Origin of the sequence: Thiohalocapsa halophila (genome assembly GCF_016583825.1) — a bacterium.
Lineage (GTDB): Bacteria > Pseudomonadota > Gammaproteobacteria > Chromatiales > Chromatiaceae > Thiohalocapsa > Thiohalocapsa halophila.
Map to the genome: position 1 here is coordinate 1 of NZ_NRRV01000034.1, position 16461 is coordinate 16461.

General features: G+C 63.1%; 22 protein-coding genes and 1 pseudogene. All 23 read left to right on the top strand.

The window, feature by feature from the left end; genetic code table 11:
- The first annotated feature begins 105 nt into the window (after positions 1-105).
- On the top strand, positions 106-1284 hold the full coding sequence (locus tag CKO31_RS14380) for an IS630 family transposase (protein ID WP_200238739.1): 1179 nt from the start codon (positions 106-108) through the stop codon (positions 1282-1284).
- Positions 1281-1529 carry a DUF29 domain-containing protein gene (locus CKO31_RS27250; protein WP_200238741.1) on the top strand — a complete coding sequence of 83 codons (249 nt, stop codon included), beginning with the start codon at positions 1281-1283 and terminating at the stop codon, positions 1527-1529. Before CKO31_RS14380 ends, CKO31_RS27250 begins: the two co-directional genes overlap by 4 nt.
- A 15-nt stretch (positions 1530-1544) precedes the next feature.
- Positions 1545-1628: pseudogene (locus tag CKO31_RS27255) on the top strand (Uma2 family endonuclease); the annotation flags it as partial.
- A 19-nt stretch (positions 1629-1647) separates the two neighbouring features.
- On the top strand, positions 1648-1869 hold the full coding sequence (locus CKO31_RS27670; protein ID WP_200238744.1) for a hypothetical protein: 222 nt from the start codon (positions 1648-1650) through the stop codon (positions 1867-1869).
- A gap of 17 nt (positions 1870-1886) precedes the next feature.
- The gene (locus CKO31_RS14395) at positions 1887-2129 is read left to right on the top strand and encodes a DUF2281 domain-containing protein (protein WP_200238746.1); all 243 of its coding nucleotides are present in this window, start codon (positions 1887-1889) and stop codon (positions 2127-2129) included.
- Positions 2129-2320: a PIN domain-containing protein gene (locus CKO31_RS14400; RefSeq protein WP_200238749.1), complete on the top strand. Its 192-nt coding sequence runs from the start codon at positions 2129-2131 to the stop codon at positions 2318-2320. The genes CKO31_RS14395 and CKO31_RS14400 overlap by 1 nt, the downstream gene beginning before the upstream one ends.
- The gene (locus CKO31_RS14405; RefSeq protein WP_200238751.1) at positions 2301-2552 is read left to right on the top strand and encodes a PIN domain-containing protein; all 252 of its coding nucleotides are present in this window, start codon (positions 2301-2303) and stop codon (positions 2550-2552) included. Before CKO31_RS14400 ends, CKO31_RS14405 begins: the two co-directional genes overlap by 20 nt.
- 21 nt (positions 2553-2573) lie before the next feature.
- Positions 2574-3236: a hypothetical protein gene (locus CKO31_RS14410; RefSeq protein WP_438874010.1), complete on the top strand. Its 663-nt coding sequence runs from the start codon at positions 2574-2576 to the stop codon at positions 3234-3236.
- 192 nt (positions 3237-3428) lie between these two features.
- Positions 3429-3740: a nucleotidyltransferase domain-containing protein gene (locus tag CKO31_RS14415; RefSeq protein ID WP_200238754.1), complete on the top strand. Its 312-nt coding sequence runs from the start codon at positions 3429-3431 to the stop codon at positions 3738-3740.
- Between the two features lie 52 nt (positions 3741-3792).
- Complete coding sequence (locus tag CKO31_RS14420) at positions 3793-4206, top strand: hypothetical protein (protein WP_200238756.1); 414 nt, start codon at positions 3793-3795, stop codon at positions 4204-4206.
- A 430-nt stretch (positions 4207-4636) separates the two neighbouring features.
- Positions 4637-5086: a DUF29 domain-containing protein gene (locus tag CKO31_RS14425; protein WP_200238759.1), complete on the top strand. Its 450-nt coding sequence runs from the start codon at positions 4637-4639 to the stop codon at positions 5084-5086.
- 75 nt (positions 5087-5161) lie between these two features.
- The gene (locus CKO31_RS26855) at positions 5162-5320 is read left to right on the top strand and encodes a hypothetical protein (RefSeq protein ID WP_242475388.1); all 159 of its coding nucleotides are present in this window, start codon (positions 5162-5164) and stop codon (positions 5318-5320) included.
- A 672-nt stretch (positions 5321-5992) separates the two neighbouring features.
- Positions 5993-6829 carry an Rpn family recombination-promoting nuclease/putative transposase gene (locus CKO31_RS14435; RefSeq protein ID WP_200238762.1) on the top strand — a complete coding sequence of 279 codons (837 nt, stop codon included), beginning with the start codon at positions 5993-5995 and terminating at the stop codon, positions 6827-6829.
- Positions 6826-7320 carry a hypothetical protein gene (locus tag CKO31_RS14440; protein ID WP_438874011.1) on the top strand — a complete coding sequence of 165 codons (495 nt, stop codon included), beginning with the start codon at positions 6826-6828 and terminating at the stop codon, positions 7318-7320. Before CKO31_RS14435 ends, CKO31_RS14440 begins: the two co-directional genes overlap by 4 nt.
- Positions 7321-7544: 224 nt before the next feature.
- On the top strand, positions 7545-7841 hold the full coding sequence (locus tag CKO31_RS14445) for a hypothetical protein (protein WP_306341746.1): 297 nt from the start codon (positions 7545-7547) through the stop codon (positions 7839-7841).
- Positions 7842-7884: 43 nt separating this feature from the next.
- Positions 7885-8106 (top strand): hypothetical protein, encoded by a 222-nt coding sequence (locus tag CKO31_RS14450; protein WP_306341747.1) that lies wholly within the window; start codon positions 7885-7887, stop codon positions 8104-8106.
- 804 nt (positions 8107-8910) lie between these two features.
- Complete coding sequence (locus CKO31_RS14455; protein WP_200238764.1) at positions 8911-9069, top strand: hypothetical protein; 159 nt, start codon at positions 8911-8913, stop codon at positions 9067-9069.
- Complete coding sequence (locus CKO31_RS14460) at positions 9066-10289, top strand: glycosyltransferase family 4 protein (protein ID WP_200238767.1); 1224 nt, start codon at positions 9066-9068, stop codon at positions 10287-10289. The genes CKO31_RS14455 and CKO31_RS14460 overlap by 4 nt, the downstream gene beginning before the upstream one ends.
- Positions 10273-10959, top strand: a complete 687-nt coding sequence (locus CKO31_RS14465) for a class I SAM-dependent methyltransferase (protein ID WP_200238770.1) — start codon at positions 10273-10275, stop codon at positions 10957-10959. The genes CKO31_RS14460 and CKO31_RS14465 overlap by 17 nt, the downstream gene beginning before the upstream one ends.
- A 77-nt stretch (positions 10960-11036) precedes the next feature.
- On the top strand, positions 11037-12047 hold the full coding sequence (locus CKO31_RS14470) for a glycosyltransferase family 4 protein (protein ID WP_322789147.1): 1011 nt from the start codon (positions 11037-11039) through the stop codon (positions 12045-12047).
- The gene (locus CKO31_RS14475) at positions 12047-13291 is read left to right on the top strand and encodes a glycosyltransferase (protein WP_200238775.1); all 1245 of its coding nucleotides are present in this window, start codon (positions 12047-12049) and stop codon (positions 13289-13291) included. Before CKO31_RS14470 ends, CKO31_RS14475 begins: the two co-directional genes overlap by 1 nt.
- Before the next feature lie 76 nt (positions 13292-13367).
- Complete coding sequence (locus tag CKO31_RS14480; protein WP_200238777.1) at positions 13368-14525, top strand: glycosyltransferase; 1158 nt, start codon at positions 13368-13370, stop codon at positions 14523-14525.
- A 228-nt stretch (positions 14526-14753) separates the two neighbouring features.
- Positions 14754-16322, top strand: coding sequence for an asparagine synthase-related protein (locus CKO31_RS14485; RefSeq protein ID WP_200238780.1), 1569 nt, complete (start codon positions 14754-14756; stop codon positions 16320-16322).
- Positions 16323-16461: the final 139 nt, after the last annotated feature.

The following is a 16461-nucleotide window of genomic DNA, read 5'->3' on the forward strand; positions in this document are numbered from 1 at the left end:
ATGAAAGTCCTGAGACCGTTTCGAGGTATGTTCGTTATCATTCTGATCTCGTGAATTTTCGATGATCAGAGGTTTGTTGCCATGCCCCGCTGCGCTGCGGCTTCCGTGCCTGTTTCGGACCAGGAGCGTCAGGTGTTGGAGGCGCTGGTGCGCCGACACAACGCGCCGCGTGTGTTGGCGACACGCGCGCAGATTGTCCTGCTGGGCGCTAACGGCGTCGGCGTCCGCGCCACCGCGGACCGGCTGTCGCTCGGGCGCGCAACGGTGCAGCGCTGGCGCCGGCGTTGGGCGGGCAGCGTCGGGGCACGCTCGGTGTCGGTGCTGGAGCGCTTGGTTGATGCGCCGCGCCCCGGCACGCCGCCGACCTTCACGCCCGAGCAGATCTGCTCGATCCTGGCGCTGGCATGCGAGCCGCCGCGGCGCGACGGGCTTGAGCTGAACCGTTGGACACAGGCCGAGCTGGCCGCGGAGATCGTGTCCCGCGGCATCGCCGAGCGCATTTCGGCGGGCTCCGTCGGGCGTTTCCTGCGCGAGGCCGATCTCAAGCCGCACCGCATCCGCGGTTGGCTCAACACACCGCGCGATGAGCAGTTCGACGAGAAATGCCAAGACGTCTGCGACGCCTATCGGCTCGCGCCGGAACGCGCCGCCGCCGGCATCGAGACGCGCAGCATCGACGAGATGACCGGCGTGCAGGCCCTGGAGCGCGCCGCGCCCACCTTGCCGATGCGCCCCGGCCGGGCCGAGCGGCGCGAGTACGAGTACATCCGCCACGGTACCCTGACCCTGATCGCCGCATTCGATGTCGTCACCGGCACGGTCACCTACCGCATCGGCCCGAGCCGCACCGAGCAGGACTTCGCGCAGTACTTGGCCGAACTGCTCGCACAGCGCGACGACGACGCCCGTTGGCACCTGATCATGGACAATCTCAACATCCACTGCTCGGAAGCCGTCGTGCGCTTGGTCGCCGCGGCCTGCGGCATCGACCGCGACCTCGGCGTCAAAGGCAAGCACGGCGTCCTCAAGTCGATGGCCACGCGCACGCGCTTCCTGTGCGACACCAGCCACCGCATCGTCTTCCACTTCACGCCCAAGCATGCCTCGTGGCTCAACCAGATCGAGATGTGGTTCTCCATCCTCGCGCGCAAAGTCATCCGCCGCGGTAACTTCATCTCCGTCGAGGACCTCCAACGCAAACTCTCCACCTTCATCGACCACTTCAACAACACCCTGGCCAAGCCGTTTCGCTGGACCTATACCGGCAAGCCGCTCGCGGCTTGAGTTGCAGACGGTCTCGGGATTTTCATAGCAAAGCACTAGGCTATGACCAAGACTACTATCTGTGGTTCGCTGACCAGGCGCAGCTCCTGCGGGCAGGAAAGTGGCATCAGCTTGATGTCCAGCACTTGGCCGAGGAGTTGGAGGACATGGGGAAACGCGAGAAGCGTGCCCTACGCAGCCGAACCGTGGTATTGCTCGCGCATCTGCTGGACGAAGCCTTCTGGCCAAATACGAGCCTTGCCTGAGGAGAGCCCGAAGGCGACTGGCTCTGCGAGGTCGTCTCCCCCGGCCACGAGAAAAAGGACACCTTGACCCTACCGCTGCTGCTGAGTCGCCACCGCGTACACGCCTCACACCGAGCGCTTGGGGGAGACCTATCCCGAAGCACGACGCCTCCCGATTCGGGCAACTGGTCCGGACACCCAGACCTTCACCTCGCAGTGTCCGTTCTCAGCGCTCGAAACCTTGGACGACGACTTCTATCCTAATCCGCAAGGAGCCACTCACCCAACGCCAGACCCCGCTGGAAGCTGCCCCGCACGCCTGCTTTGTCATACACAATACAGGGCATCATGCACCTCCTAACAGCTAATGGTGACCCCATGAACATCGCGGACCAGATTTACGAAACCGTGAAGAACCTGCCCGAAAGACAGGCCGCTGAACTGCTCGACTTTGCCGAGTATCTGAAGGCGAAACTTCCGGCATCGCCGCCATCCTACATGCCGACCGAGGCGGCTCAGCAATTTCGCGCCGCACTGCGAGCCTGGGTTACTTCCCAACCTGAACAATCCGAGAATGCGTCGGACTTCATCCGTCGCCTTCGTGACGAGGCACGGTATTGATGGCTTATGTCGATACCAGCGTGTTGCTCGCGCTGTTCCTCAACGAGGCGAAAACGGCGGACGCTTGGTCCTGGCTCGACCGGCAAGCGTCCGATGCGACCACCGTGAGCGACTGGACGCTCACCGAGATTTCGAGCGCCTTGAGCGTAAAACGGCGCATGAGCATGCTCGATGATTCAGACATACATTGATGTCCTTTCCAAGGTCAGAGACTTTGCAAAGAGCCAACTCGCGATCATCACACTCGACCACGCCGATTTTCAGCGTGCCGCGGCGCTCTGCGACCAGTGGCAGTTAGGCTTAAGGGCGGGGGACGCGCTACATGTCGCGATTGCCGAACGACGCAATCTGACAGTCTGTACCCTGGATCGGATCATGCGCGGAACAGCGGTCAGCCTCGGAATGCCCGTCGAAACGCCATGATGCCGACCAACGATCCTTGAGGTGAGCCTCCAGAGCATCGCCACACCCATCACGGCCAGAGGCCGCTCCCACACAGCGCCGGCACGCTGTGGGAGCGGCATCCCTGCCGCGACAGACTTCCAGAGCAATCTGCATCTCGACCTCCCCGACATCGCCGCAGTGCAGATTCTCAACCCCGCCGTCGACCCCAGCGAGCTCACCGGCAAGTACATCGTCCTCGATGTCCTCGCTCAGGACGCCAGCGGGCACTGCTACAATGAAATGCGCGATGAACGCCTGCCGAGCATCTCCCTCGGCAACATCCTGCAGATGAACCTGGTCGAGCTCACGAAAGCAGACCGTCTCGGCCACACGTCCGGCCCGCTGCGCGCCTGGATCACCTTCTTCAAACACTGGCAGGAGGAGCTCCTCATGGCCCAATTCACCCACGAGCCGGTCGAACAGGCCATGGACCGCCTCCGCGAGCTCAGCGCCGACGAAGAGACGCGCCGCCTCGCGTTCGTGCGCGCGCGCGCCCTGCACGACGAGGTCTCACTGCTCAACGATGCAGAGCGGAGAGGACTTGAAAAGGGCCGTAGAGAGGTAGCACGCAATTTGATCGCAATGCAATTATTGACCGATGAGCAGATCGCCACCGCTACCGGCTTAACGGAAGCACAGATCAAAGCACTCCGAGCAAGCTGATCGATCACCGCCGCGCCAGACCTTCACCACAACCCCGGCCGTACGGATGGCTGCTCAAGCAAGATGTAGGGTGGACAAGCGCAGCGCAGTCCACCTCACCCCCGCAAGTCCGGCGCGCCTAGGTCGGGCCACGCCGATTGGCACCTCCAACACGCTCAGAGCTTCCCAGCACCCAGTCCGCCCCAGTGCTCAATGCGACTGACAAGGCCCCAAATCCAAGCGATCAAACAGGCAGTCACCGATCACTTCGGCGCCGATGCACAGGTCTGGCTGTTCGGCTCCCGCACCGACGACAAACGCCGTGGCGGCGACTTCGACTTCTATGTCGAGACAGATCTCGACGACCCCGCCGAGGTCATCGACCGCAAGCTGCGCGCGCTCGCCCACCTCCACGCCACGCCCGATTTTGAAGACGAGAAGATCGACCTCGTCATCAGGCCCGCAATCGCCGGCCCCTATCCGCCCATTTACGACCGGGCCTGCCGGCAAGGTGTCCGCCTGTGACGACCCCCAAGCGCTTCAAGCCGCCCCGAAAGAATGCGAGCGCCATGCCGCAGTGCTGAGGGAAGCACGGGAGGAAATCGGTGCAACGCACTTCACCGCCGCAACCGTGCAGCATTTGACCAGCGATAGACTGCGAATACTGGATCAACTGGCTTATCGATTCGGCAAACTGCAGGACACCTTGGGCCTGCGCGTGCTCCCGGGCATACTGGACCTCAGCGAAGAGCCTTTTCTCGATGCGACACCCTTCGCTCAGAAGCTGCAACGGCTGGAGCGCCTGGGCGCCATCCCCAGTGTGGACCAGTGGCGCCTCTTGCGCGAGCTCCGCAATCAGCTGGCCCATGAATACATCGATGCGCCCTCCCTCAAGGCCGCTGCACTGACGCGCTTCATCACTGGCGTCGAAGACATGCTCACGGTCTGGCGCCACGTATCGGCCGACGCCATCCGCGAGCCTCAGTCCTGACGCCAGAGAGTGCCTTCACGGTAGAAGCGCCGCGCTACGCAAATGCCCACCGCGCCCCGTGGGAGCGGCATCCCTGCCGCGACGACTTCCAGAGCCATGAGCCAGCATCCGTCGCGGCGAGACGCCGCGCCCACAGAACACCGCGCCGTGGGAGCGGCATCCTTGCCGCGACGTCTTCCAGAGCCATGAGCCAGCATCCGTCGCGGCGAGACGCCGCTCCCACAGAGCAACGCGCCCCGTGGGAGCGGCATCCTTGCCGCGACAACTTCCAGAGCCACTGCCAGAGTCAGTCGCGGCGAGACGCCGCTCCCACAGCCATCGCCACGGTGGGAGCGCCATCCTTGCCGCGCGGCGATCGACATGCAAGGCGGCATCGGCGTACGCTTGCATGATCCCGACTGAGCCCGCGAGCCAGCGATCGAGATCCTACATGAGCGATCATCCAGGCTACGACCAAGACTACTATCTGTGGTTTGCTGACCAGGCGCAGCAGTTGCGGGCAGGAAAGTGGCACCAGCTCGATGTCCAGCACTTGGCCGAGGAGTTGGAGGACATGGGGAAACGCGAGAAGCGTGCCCTACGCAGCCGAACCGTGGTATTGCTAGCGCATCTGCTGAAATACGCGTATCAACCCGAGCAGCGAGGCCCGAGCTGTACCGGCACCATTCGCGAACAGCGCAAGCAGCTCAGCGCCTTACTCGCCGACAGCCCCAGCCTTACGCCCCTCCTGAAAGAAGCACTCAATGACTGTTATCTCAGCGCCAAGATGCTCGCCGCTGGAGAGACGGGGCTGGGCGAAAGCCACTTCCCGGCTAACTGCCCGTTCTCTCTGGAGCAACTGCTGGACGAAGCCTTCTGGCCAAATACGAGCCTTGCCTGAGGAGAGCCCGAAGGCGACTGGGCCTGCGAGGTCGTCTCCCCCGGCCACGAGAAAAAGGACATCCTGACCAGACCGCTGTTACTGAGCCGCCACCGCGTACCCGACTACTGGATCATCTGGCCCGAGAACAAGACACTGATCGCTTACGCGCTGGACGGCGAAGACTGGCGCATGATCACCACAGTGCAAGGCAGCCAGCGCGCCCATCCCATATACCGCCGTTCGAGGCGCTAGAGATGGACCTGGCCGCCATCCTCGGCGACGAGTGACCACGAGGAACCCCGGCACCCATCGCGGCGAGACGCCGCTCCCACAGCTACAGCGCGCCCCTGTGGGAGCGGCATCCCTGCCGCGACGACTTCCAGAGTCACAGCCAGCACCCATCGCGACGAGACGCCGCTCCCACAGATCACCGCGCTGTGGGAGCGGCATCCTTGCCGCGACGACTTCCAGAGCCACAACCAGCACCCATCGCGGCGAGACGCCGCTCCCACAGATCACCGCGCCCGTGGGAACGGCATCCTTGCCACGACGACTTCCAGCGCCACAGCCAACACCCATCGCGGCGAGACGCCGCTCCCACAGCCAACACCGCGCCGTGGATGCCGCTCCCACAGACCAACGCGCCCCTGTGGGAGCGGCATCCCTGCCGCGACGTCTTCCAGAGCCACAGCCAGCACCCGTCGCGGCGAGACACCGCTCCCACAGATCACCGCGCTGTGGGAGCGGCATCCCTGCCGCGACGACTTCCAGAGCCATGAGCCAGCATCCATCGCGGCGAGACGCCGCTCCCACAGAACACCGCGCCCCCGTGGGAGCGCCATCCTTGCCGCAACACCTCGCAACTCGGCAAGATACAAGGGTGCACAGGCGCAGCGCACTCCACCACTCCCGCCGCCGCCAACCATGCCCGCATTACTCGACCCCACCAACGACTATGTCTTCAAGCGGCTGTTCGCCGAGGCCCCCGCGCTGCTGGTGGCCCTGATCAACGACCTGCGCCCAGACCTCCCCGACATCGCCTCGGTGCACATCCTCAACCCCGCCGTGGAGCCCACCGAGCTCACCGGCAAGTACATCGTCCTCGATGTCCTCGCTCAGGACGCCGCCGGGCACTGCTACAATGTCGAGGTACAGGTCCGCCGCTACGGCGCTTGGCACAAGCGCGGGCTGTTCTACCTGGCGCGCACCCTGGGCGGGCAGCTCACCGCCGGCGAGGATTATCAGGAGCTGCGCGCCTCGGTCGGGCTGCATCTGCTGGACTTCGATCTGTTCACCGCCACCGAGCCCGAGCGGCAGCAAGCGCTCTGGCGCTTCGAAATGCGCGATGAACGCCTGCCGAGCGTGTCGCTGGGCAACATCCTGCAGATGAACCTGGTCGAGCTCACGAAAGCAGACCGCCTCGGCCTCACGTCGGGACCACTGCGCGCCTGGATCACCTTCTTCAAACACTGGCAGGAGGAGCTCATCATGGCCAAGTCCACCCACGAGCCCGTCCAACAGGCCATGGACCGCCTCCGCAAGCTCAGCGCCGACGAAGAAACCCGCCGCCTCGCCTTCGTGCGCGAGCGCGCCCTGCACGACGAGGTATCCCTGCTCAATGACGCAAAGCGGCAAGGCCGCGAAGAAGCTCGCGAAGAATTCGCACGCAACCTCATCGCCATGAACCTGCTCACCGACGAGCAGATCGCCACCGCTGCCGGCTTAACGGAAGCGGAGGTCAAAGCGCTCCGCTCGAAGTGACTGAGCAACAGCAAGCGCTCTGGCGCTTCGAGATGCGCGATGAACGCCTGCCGAGCGTGTCGCTGGGCAACATCCTGCAGATGAACCTGGTCGAGCTCAGGAAAGCCGACCGTCTCGGTCTCACGTCCGGCCCGCTGCGCGCCTGGATCACCTTCTTCAAACACTGGCAGGAGGAGCTCATCATGGCCCAATTCACCCACGAGCCGGTCCAACAGGCCATGGACCGCCTCCGCGAGCTCAGCGCCGACGAAGAAACCCGCCGCCTGGCCTTCGTGCGCGAGCGAGCCCTGCATGATGAGGTCTCGTTCTTGAACGAGGCTAAGCGGGAAGGCCGAGAGGAAGGCCGCAAAGAGGGCCGCGAAGAAGCCCGCGAGGAAGCTCGCAAGGAATTCGCACGCAACCTCATCGCCATGAACCTGCTCACCGACGAGCAGATCGCCACCGCCTCCGGCTTAACGGAAGCGGAGGTCAAAGCGCTCCGATCGACCTGACTGACCGCCAGCCCGCACGAGCTTGTCCACGATCCCGACCACCGTGGCTGCTGACTGCGTAGTCAGGCCATCCTGGCCTGACACAATCAGGGCTGGAAGCCCTGACTACGCAGCAGGGCGCGTCCGACCATGCACACACTACTTGAGCAGACCGCCTCGGCCCCAGGTCCGGCCCGCTGCGCGCCTGGATCACCTTCTTCAAACACTGGCAGGAGGAGCTCCTCATGGCCCAATTCACCCACGAGCCGGTCCAACAGGCCATGAACCGCCTCCGCGAGCTCAGCGCCGACGAAGAGACGCGCCGCCTCGCCTTCGTGCGCGAGCGCGCCTTGCACGATGAGGTCTCACTGCTCAACGATGCAGAGCGGAGAGGACTTGAAAAGGGCCGCAAAGAAGCCCGCGAGGAAGCTCGCAAGGAATTCGCACGCAACCTCATCGCCATGAATCTCCTAACCGACGAGCAGATCGCCACCGCCTCCGGCTTAACAGAAGCAGACGTCAAAGCGCTCCGCTCGAAGTGACTGAGCAACAACAAGCGCTCTGGCGCGTTGAAATGCGCGATGAATGCCTCCGCGCGAGCTCAACGCCGATGAAGAAACCCGCCGCCTCGCCTTCGTGCGCGAGCGCGCTCTGCACGACGAGGTCTCGCTGCTCAACGATGCGAAGCGGCAAGGCCGCGAAGAAGTGGCACGCAACCTCATCGCCATGAACCTGCTCACAGACGAGCAGATCGCCACCGCCTCCGGCTTAACGGAAGCAGACGTCAAAGCACTCCGCTCGACCTGACCGACCGCCGACCCGCACGAGCCCGACCACAACCCCGACCATACGCACGACGACCCGAGCACGGCTTAGCTCCGTCGATCGAGTCGTACCTCGGGCTGAGGAACGAAGTCCGATACGGCGCTGACCACGGCCGTCTGATTGTCGCGCCACCCGACATCACCCAACCGCCACCCAGGCACGCCCAGGCCCGCGGGAAGCACGACTTGTCCAGTGCCCCACCCGTGGGAGCGGCATCCTTGCCGCGACGACTTCCAGAGCCATGAGCCAGCACCCGTCGCGGCGAGACGCCGCTCCCACAGAACACCGCGCCGTGGGAGCGGCATCCTTGCCGCGACGATTTCCAGAGCCATGAGCCAGCATCCATCGCGGCGAGACGCCGCTCCCACAGAACACCGCGCCCCGTGGGAGCGGCATCCTTGCCGCGACGACTTCCAGAGCCTAAGCCAGCACCCGTCGCGGCAAGGATGCCGCTCCCACATCACGCACCGAGCCTCCGTCTACCCGCGGACCCCGCCGCCACTGCCAGCCCGCCATCACCTCCCGCGCGCCCACGAAGCAGCTCCAACAAACCACACCAAACCAGCGCCACCCGCCCTTGAGGTATAATCCGCCCCGCACACACGCCCTGCCAGTCGACCACTCCCAGCCTCGACAGCGTGAGCCCATACCATGAAGCGCATGGTCCAAACCCCCGGCGACAACGGCGAGCAGACGCCGCCGGAAACGCCCGCCATCATCACGCGCCAAAACCAGCACAGCCAAATCCCAGCCCACCCGCCAAAACAAACCACAGCAGCCAGGAACATGCCCAAACCCCCAGCCCTGGCCGCACAGCGCACCCCCGTCATCCGCCCACGCAGCGAGAAGACGCTAATCGGCCCGCACCAAACGGAGCGAGCCCGCACCCGCACCATCGCCACGCACGGCCCAGACGCCCGCCACCACAAGCCAGGCCCAGCATGACCAGCCCAGACGGCGAACAACCAACGCTGTCGCCCGCAACCAAGGTCCTCTTTGTCACCCGAAAATGGCCGCCGGCCGTCGGCGGCATGGAGACCTACAGCAAAGAGCTCTGCGCAGAATTACAGAGCCACCTACAGCTCACGGTTCTCGCCCTCCCCGGCCGCCCCGACGGCTCCCCGCCCGGGCCGCCGGCTGTGCTGAAATTCCTACTCAGCACCGCCCTCCAGCTCGCTCGCACCGGCAAACACTGGGATGTCGTCCACTTTGGCGACTTCGTGCTCTTCCCGCTGGCATGGCTCCACAGCAATGTCGCTCCTAACATTGCGCGCGTCATCACCGTGCACGGGCTCGACCTCGTCTACGGCGAGCGACGCGGTTGGAAGCCCTGGCTCTACCGCAAATTCATCGGCTGGGCACAGACGCGCAAGCACAGCATCGACCGCGTCATCGCCAACAGCCACAACACCGCCAAGCTCGCCGAGCGCTACGGCTTTCACAACTGCGCCGTCATACCGCTCGGCGTGCGCGCGCCGCAGCAGCCACCAAAACCATCGCTCGCACAGGGCTCATCGCGCTACCTGTTGTTCATCGGCCGCCTCGTCCCCCGCAAGGGCGCGGCCTGGCTCGCCACCCAGGTCCTCCCGCACCTACCGCAGGACGTCTCCCTCAAAGTCGTCGGCAGTACCTGGTCGCCGCAGGAAGAAAAAGCACTGGCAGCCGCGCCCAAGGTCGAGCGCCTGGGCTATGTCGACGACGAGCAACTCCGCCAGCTGCGTGCAGGCGCCGCCGCCATCGTCATGCCCAACATACCAAGCCCGGACGGCGGCGATGTCGAAGGCTTCGGCATCACGGCCCTAGAGGCGGCCATCAGCGGCACCCCCTTGGTGGCCGCCGACCTCGAGGGCATCACAGACGCCGTCATCGACGGAGTGACAGGCTTTCTAGCCCCCCCATTACAACCGCAAGCCTGGGCGCAACAGCTGCGACACCTACTGGCCTGGACGCAGGAACAGCGCCAAGCCTTCGCCGCCACAGCCCGCGAAGCCACCACCAACTACTACGCCTGGAGCCGCGTTGCCCAAGATACCCTAGAGGTTTACGCTAGCACCCGCGCAGGGCATCCCGCCCACACCCCACACACCCTTGAAGCGAAGCAATGCAGTGCAGCGACGCCCGCACGCCATTCTGAGCCACGCCAGCCGATTGCGAAAAGCACGTAAGATCGAGCTCCTGCTGAGCGCTTTCAGCTCATTACAAGGCGCCAGGATCCTCGAGGTCGGCACCGGCTCCGGCTATATGGCCCAGTATTTCAGCGAGCGCGTGGGCCCAACCGGCCGCGTCCACGCCTGCGACGTCATGGACCAACGCCAGGTCACAGAAGGCTACGAATTCCAGCAAATCCAGGACACGCGCCTGCCGTACCAGGACGACACGTTCGACATCGTAATCACCAACCACGTCATCGAGCACGTCGGCGAGCGCGAAGCACAGATACAGCACCTGCAAGAAATCCGCCGCGTCCTCAAGCCCGACGGCTATGTCTACCTCGCCGTACCCAACCGCTGGGCATTCATCGAGCCGCATTATAAGCTTTTGTTTCTCAGCTGGCTCCCAGCGCCGCTCAGCTCAATTTATCTGCGCCTCCGTGGGCGCGGCAACTTCTATGATTGCCGACCATTGTCACATCGGAGCTTGACACGGCTGCTACACCAGACGGGCTTTCGATTTCACCAGCAAACATTCGCCGCAATCAGCGTCATGCGAGACCTGGAACAACCACACCTCTCCAAACCGAGGCGCTTGGCACTCAGTGCCCCAAGATTCATGCTACCCGCTGTCTATCCAGTCATCCCGACGTTAATCATGATTCTGACGCCTCGCTCACTTTAACCTGAAAGATTTTACAGGTATTTGCCGGCCCAATGAAATTCTGGCTACCTTTCACGCACGGAAATAGCGGCTCAGATGTGTCTATCAAGTTCCTCGCCGAGGGTCTGCGCCGCGCCGGTCACGAAGCCACTGCAGAGGGCTACCCGCATCATCTCCAATACGCACCCTGGCTCCTGCGCACAGCCAAGCCGCCCGCGGGCACCGACGTCATCATCAGCAACTCCTGGAACGGATTCGCATTCCACCGCCCGAAGCTCGTCAACATCACAGTGGAACGCCTGTTCGTGCTAGACCCGGCCTACAAGCCCTACAAGAGCCGCGCGCAATCCTTGTTTCACGATACCTTGGTGCAGCATTGCTTGCGCCGCAGTATCGCCACCGCGGATCGCTGCGTCGCCGTGAGCGACTACACCGCCCGCGCCGTGGCAGAGTATTTACGCGTCCCCAAGCCCCAAACCATTCTGAACGCGGTGGATACCACGTACTTCAAACCTGCCGAGCATGACGCACGCCAAGAAAACCGCAACAGCAGGCCCTTTCGCATGCTCTTCATCGGTAACTTAACCCGTCGCAAGGGCGCAGACTTGTTGGTGGATATCATGCACCGGCTCGGCGACGGCTTTGAGCTCGCATTCACCAGCGGTAGGGACGCCGCCGCTCGCGACCAACTGCCGGCCAACATGCACTGCCTGGGTCAACTCTCCCTCGACGAAGTCAGAACCGCCTACCGCCAAGCCGACGCCCTGCTCTTCCCGAGCCGACTCGAAGGCCTCCCGCGCACGGTCATGGAGTCCCTCGCTTGCGGCACCCCGGTCATTGCCGCCGACACATCATCCCTTCCCGAAGCCGTGGATCATGTGCGCACCGGCATACTCTGCCCGCTGGACGACGCCGACGCCTTCGCGGCCGCTGCCCGTCGGCTCGCCGCCGACAGGGCCCTCTGGTCGAGCATGGTCCAAGCTGCCCGCGAAACCGCCCTCAAGCGTTTCTCCCTAGACCGCATGGTGCGAGACTACATCGACCTGGCGGCGCGACTGCTGGAAGACAAAGGCAACGCCAACGCAGAAACCCTGAGGGCAACGGGCTGATGCCGGCGAGCATCCACAGCACCGCCGAGCCTTTGCCGGTGATGTTCCTCGTCGGCAGCCTCTCCACCGGCGGCGCAGAACGGTTCGTCGCCAACGTCGTCACACATCTCGACCGGGCGAGATTCAAGCCCTACCTCGCGATGTATCGCGACACCATCAGCTACGATATTCCGGACGACGTGACCGTCCGGGTGCTCGGCAAATACAAGCCTTGGCACAACCCGCGCGCCGTCCTGCGGCTCGCTCGCTGGATCGACGCCGTCCAACCTGCAGTGCTCCTCAGCGCATGGTCCGTACCGAATGTTTTCGCCGCCGAAACGCTCCGCTGGACTCGCCACAAGCCGGTGTGGATCGCACGAATCGCCAATAACCCGGCAGGTCGCGAGATTGGGCTCTATGGCCATTGGGCCCGCATAAGCTACAAACGGGCAGATAGGCTCGTGGCTGTCTGCCGAGGTCTGGCCGAGGAGTTCGAACGCTCACACGCTTTCGCACGGGGGCGCACACAGGTCCTCTACAACGCCATTGACACGAAAGCCCTTGCCGCACGCGCTGCACAACCCGTTTCCCTCATGCCGGAGCGCGCCGTTCATTTGATCGCCGTCGGCCGCCTGCATCCGCAAAAGCGATTCGACGTCATGTTGCGCGCAGTCGCCAAAGCCCGGCAGCAGGTCGACGTACACTTGCATGTCCTCGGCGAGGGCGAACTGGCGCAGCCGCTGCAGCAACTCGCCCATCACCTGGGAATCGCGAGCGCCGTTACCTGGCAGGGCTTTTGCGATGATCCGTATCCGTATTTGGGCGGCGCGAACGTTTTTTTGTTGACCAGTGACTACGAAGGTTTGAGCAACTCGCTTCTCGAAGCGCAAGCCTTGGGGCTACCAGCCATTGCAACCAATTGCCCATTCGGCACCAGCGAGGTTGTACAAGACGGAAAAACTGGCTTGTTGTCAAGAGTCGGAGATGTCGACCAAATCGCACAGCATATCGTCGACCTGAGCACGAGCCAATTATTAAGGCAAGCCATGGCTCATGCCGCGAGGGACCGTGTCCGTGACCACTTCTCAATCGCAAAAATGATGGACAGCCTAGAAAACATCCTCAGCGGTTATGCCCCACCTGCTGCAACAACAGAGGCAACTGCCTCACCGGGAGCTAAAGTCAACAATTATAGCGTTGATGATGACGCTGACATCTCGCATGCGCGCAGAGGGTGGACAAGTGAAGCGCAGTCCACCAAATGACAAGCCGCCCGCGTTAATTCCATGATCCCTGTTCTACCCTACTAGCCGCCCTTACCATTCAGGCCGAACAATTAACATGCAGGATACCCTGCCCGAGCCAAACACGCCCTTGCGTGTCGTTTTTTTCGTCGGCAGGTTAACCGTCGGCGGCGCGGAGCGTGTCACCAGCACACTACTCACCAATCTGAACCGCCGCAACTTCGCCCCTGAGCTCGCGCTCGTTCGCGACCGTATCGAATACGATCTGCCGCCAGATGTTCGGGTCCGATGTCTCGAGCGCGAGCACGGCCTCTGGCCGGTAGCGAAGACAGTTCAAACTATAGGATGGCTCCGCCGATGGCTCGCCGCGGACCCGCCGGACGTTGTTGTAAGCATGTTCTCCCACTACAATTTGCCGACCGGCTCCGCAATAGCTTCGTCAAGGCAAAATGTAGCTTGGATCGCCCGCGTCGCAAACAGTCCGACGAAGATAGAGGCAGGACCACATGCGCTCTGGGCCCGCATGGTGTATCCTTCGGCTCGATGCATCATTGCCAACAGCGCCGGATTAGCGGATGGGTTTCGGCAACATCATCGCAGCCCAGCTTGGCCAGTACTCCATGTTCCGAACCCGCTGGACCTGGAGTACGTCCACCGCAGCGCTGCGGAGGAGCCAAAGTTCAGCCTCCCTGCGTCGCCTATCGTAGTCGCCGCCGGACGGTTGGCCCCGCAGAAGCGCTATGATGTCATGCTCCAGGCGTTTGGCCGCATTTCATCGCATACCGGCGCACACTTAGTAATTCTCGGCGATGGCCCTCAGCGCACTGCCCTGAAGAAGTTGATTACAAAATTAGGCCTATCTGACCGCGTCACTTTGGCGGGATTCCACAACAATCCTCACCCTATCATCGCGCGCGCATCGCTCTTCTTGCTGACCAGCGATTATGAAGGGTCTCCCAACGCCTTGCTCGAAGCCCAAGCATTGGGGATTCCGGCAGTGTCAACACAATGTCCTTTCGGTCCGGACGAAATCATCGACGATGGTACTACCGGATACCTCGCCGCCTGCGGCGACGCGGATGCGATCGCCGACGGCGCCCTAAGAGTGTTGACGGCCCCGGATGGCGGTCGCGCCATGGGCTCCAGTGCTCGTGAGCGAATAAGCGCGCGTTTCGGGCTGGCGACCACCCTTCCTGCTTGGGAGAGGACACTCCATCAAGCAGCGACTGGTAGCCAATCCAGCCCGTTGACTTGAAGGCGGCACGGCCGCCCTGTTTCCTGAAGCCGAGGTAGGTTGCTGATGTCCAAAGGCCTGATCGCATATTTCCGCCACCAGACTCCAACCCAGCCTCAGGCCTGGGCCGAGAGGTTATGCGCCCGCATCCGACCCGACAATGCTCATCCGCGACAACCTCGTGTCGTAGTAGAAGGTAGCGCCGTCTCTGTAGTTTACGACCCAATGCCCAATTTAGTGGCGGACGGTTTGAGCTTCCTGCTCGGCGCAAGCTCCGAGTCTGGCAACCACCAGCTTCATCCCGACAGCGCCGTCCCGAGTGGTACTTTTGCATTGCTGCGCGCCGGCGGGCTCCGCGTCGCTGCATCGACGGACTACACGGCTTCTCGCACCATCTGGTACTGCCACACCGACGAGGTTTTCGTCGCTGCAACCTCCCAACGAATGATTTCGTTCGTACTCGGGAGTTTCAGCCCCAACCAGCGGGCGCTTGCATGGTTTCTCGCCGGCGGGGCGCTGGGGCCGGAAAACGCCTGGGACCAGCGCGTCCACGTTCTGCCGGGCAACAGCACTGTCCGCTTCGATGCCGAGCGCTGGCAATCCACGCTCGACATCGGTGACCCTCTCACTGTTCGGGAAATCAAACGACCTATACAGGAGCATAAGCACCAGCTTCAGACCGCAGTCGAGGAAGCGGTTTCATCGATGATTTCGCAGGACGCATCCTGGGTGTTGGCCCTGTCGGGCGGAATGGACAGCCGCAGTCTTCTGTACCATCTGCAAGGCAACCCCAACGTCGAGGCCGTCACCTGGGGCCTGGCCGAATCGCGAGATATCGCCGACGGCGACGCAGCCGTCGCGGCACGGCTGGCCGCCACCGCGGGCATGCGCCACACCCACTGGGCGACGGACAACCGCCAAGACGAGCTTGACCAGGTATTCTCCCGATTCATCGCTGCCGGAGAAGGTCGGGTCGACCATCTTTCCGGATATATGGACGGGTTGAGCTTATGGTCAGGCTTGTCCAGTCAGCACAGCGTAATGATCCGCGGCTACGACGCCTTCGGCACCAAGCCGATGGTCGGCACCGACTATCAAGCCCGCGAGTCGAGCATCCTGATTTCGAGTGCCGACCTACGCGGGTCGTTTCTGCCTGCGGCGCTGCGCAGCTCCAACGCGGATATCCCCGAACGGCTTCGCCAAGGCGAGAAGGAGTCGCTCAGTGACTGGCGGGACCGGCTTTGGCTGGAATACCGCACCCCTTACATCACCGCAGCGCTCGATGACGTCAAGTTCGCGTATACGGAGGTGGTCAACCCCCTCTTGTCTCGGCCCGTGGTCGAGGTGGTCCAGACGCTTCCCGTTCGCATGCGAACCCGCAAGCGGCTGTTTCGCCAAATTGTGGAAGAGATGTTTCCGGGGGTGCCGTTCGCACGGCGAGATTCGGTACGGCACATCGCAGCCATTTCCCGGCAACAGGATGTCAAGAACTATGTTCGCGACCGCTTGGCGCAGATTGGTCAGGAGTCGCCGATTCCACAGCCCTTCGCCGAGTGGCTGGCGCAAAATCTCGAGCAGCGCCAGCAGTCCACCGCACTTCGCCATCGCGCCTTTACGTTCCTGAGCAGCACGCTGCCGCCGACCGCCAAAGACGTGCTCAGACTGCTCGCCCAAAGACCACCTACGATGGACGTCCGCCGCGTCGCCCTGCGCGTCGTCCTCGCAGATCTGGCTACCAAGCAGCTCGCCGAAGATGCTGCGTCCGGGCTATCGAACGCCGCCGCTGGAAGGAACGCCGCGCCGGCAGAGGCTTTGTAGTCTGAACACGCACTTTACGGACGCACAGCCCCTCGCACGGATTTTCCTCGATCAGCGCGGCCACTTATCACTTAAGACAGCTCCCAATGCTCAGGGCGGCGCCGTGCATATTCCGCGAGCGTCGAAGCGCTCTAGCGCT

Bases quoted from the DNA above. Each gene is read 5' to 3' on its own strand.
- CKO31_RS14395 (WP_200238746.1), top strand. From the start codon at position 1,887: ATGAACATCGCGGACCAGATTTACGAAACCGTGAAGAACCTGCCCGAA.
- CKO31_RS14400 (WP_200238749.1), top strand. From the start codon at position 2,129: ATGGCTTATGTCGATACCAGCGTGTTGCTCGCGCTGTTCCTCAACGAG.
- CKO31_RS14405 (WP_200238751.1), top strand. From the start codon at position 2,301: ATGATTCAGACATACATTGATGTCCTTTCCAAGGTCAGAGACTTTGCA.
- CKO31_RS14415 (WP_200238754.1), top strand. From the start codon at position 3,429: ATGCGACTGACAAGGCCCCAAATCCAAGCGATCAAACAGGCAGTCACC.
- CKO31_RS14425 (WP_200238759.1), top strand. From the start codon at position 4,637: ATGAGCGATCATCCAGGCTACGACCAAGACTACTATCTGTGGTTTGCT.
- CKO31_RS14435 (WP_200238762.1), top strand. From the start codon at position 5,993: ATGCCCGCATTACTCGACCCCACCAACGACTATGTCTTCAAGCGGCTG.
- CKO31_RS14445 (WP_306341746.1), top strand. From the start codon at position 7,545: ATGGCCCAATTCACCCACGAGCCGGTCCAACAGGCCATGAACCGCCTC.
- CKO31_RS14450 (WP_306341747.1), top strand. From the start codon at position 7,885: ATGCCTCCGCGCGAGCTCAACGCCGATGAAGAAACCCGCCGCCTCGCC.
- CKO31_RS14455 (WP_200238764.1), top strand. From the start codon at position 8,911: ATGCCCAAACCCCCAGCCCTGGCCGCACAGCGCACCCCCGTCATCCGC.
- CKO31_RS14460 (WP_200238767.1), top strand. From the start codon at position 9,066: ATGACCAGCCCAGACGGCGAACAACCAACGCTGTCGCCCGCAACCAAG.
- CKO31_RS14475 (WP_200238775.1), top strand. From the start codon at position 12,047: ATGCCGGCGAGCATCCACAGCACCGCCGAGCCTTTGCCGGTGATGTTC.
- CKO31_RS14480 (WP_200238777.1), top strand. From the start codon at position 13,368: ATGCAGGATACCCTGCCCGAGCCAAACACGCCCTTGCGTGTCGTTTTT.